Annotated in this window: 1 protein-coding gene; it reads left to right on the top strand. The window is 68.2% G+C overall.

Going from position 1 to position 1,236, the window contains the following annotated elements:
• Positions 1 to 67 precede the first annotated feature (67 nt).
• Complete coding sequence (locus tag ACYVJ0_RS13550) at positions 68 to 1,195, top strand: IS3 family transposase (RefSeq protein WP_460818385.1); 1,128 nt, start codon at positions 68 to 70, stop codon at positions 1,193 to 1,195.
• The last annotated feature ends 41 nt before the right edge of the window (positions 1,196 to 1,236 follow it).

The raw sequence follows: 1,236 nt of genomic DNA, 5'->3' as shown, positions 1-1,236 counted from the left end.
GGGGCTTGACCCTTGATCTTGGACACGCTGATTCCAGCACGATGCTGGGGGGAGCGAGAATCCAAGGATGGCCAGGAAGAACTACACGGACGAGTTCCGTCGCCGAGCGGTGGACTTGTACGAGTCCACGCCCGGGGCGACGCTCAAGGGGATCGCGGCGGATCTCGGCGTGTCCCGCGGCGCGTTGAAGGAGTGGGTCGACAAGCTCGGCTCCGGGACCACGACGACCGGAAGCCCGGTCCATCCTCCGTCAGGCGGCGAAGTATTTCGCCGGGGAGACGAGCTGGTGAACCGCTTCCAGTTCGTCGAGGATCACAAGGACGCCTACGGCGTGAAGCGGTTGTGTGAGGTCATCGAGATCGCGAGGTCGTCGTTCTACGCGTGGCTGTCCGCCGCCCCCGGACGTGCCGCGAGGCAGTCGGCAGATGCGGCCCTCGCTGGCCGGATCCGGGCGCTGCAGGACCCGCAGCAGGGCGGGGACCGCGCCTTGGGTGCACCGCGGATCACCGCCGACCTCAACGAGGGCGTTGCCGAGAGTGAGCGGGTCAACCACAAGCGCGTGGCCCGCGTGATGCGTCAGCACGGCCTGGCCGGGATCCGGCTGCGCAAGCGGGTGAAGACCACGATCCCGGACCAGTCGGGGCGGCGCTTCCCGGACCTGATCGGCCGCGACTTCTCCACCGGGGAGCCGGGCCGCCGTTACGTCGGCGACATCACCTACCTGCCCATCGAGGACGGCACGAACCTGTACCTCGCGTCCTGCATCGACCTCGGGTCACGGAAGCTCGCCGGCTGGGCGATGGCCAGCCACATGCGCACCGAGCTCGTCGAAGACGCGCTGAAGGCTGCATGGCGCGAGCGCGGCTCCCTCGCCGGGGCCGTGTTCCACAGCGACCACGGCTCGGTCTACACCTCGAAGTCCTACACCGGCCTCTGCGAGCGATTCGGGGTGATCCAGTCGATGGGAGCGATCGGCTCGTCGGCCGACAACGCCCTCGCCGAGAGCTTCAACGCGGCCCTCAAGCGCGAACTGCTCGAAGGCCGACCCGCGTTCCCGAACGCGCCCACGGCCTACCGGGCCGTGTTCCGGTGGGCGAACCGCTACAACACCCGCAGGCGCCACTCCGCGATCGGCAACATCACCCCGAACGCCTACGAGACCGCCACCTTCGCTATCCTCACGGAAGCGGCATAACCGAAATGACACCGTGTCCACGATCCGGGGTCAAGGCCCCA

The organism is Microbacterium petrolearium, from assembly GCF_054782875.1.
Note: the sequence above shows the minus strand (reverse complement) of the source record. Positions and strands in the feature narration are given on the sequence as shown.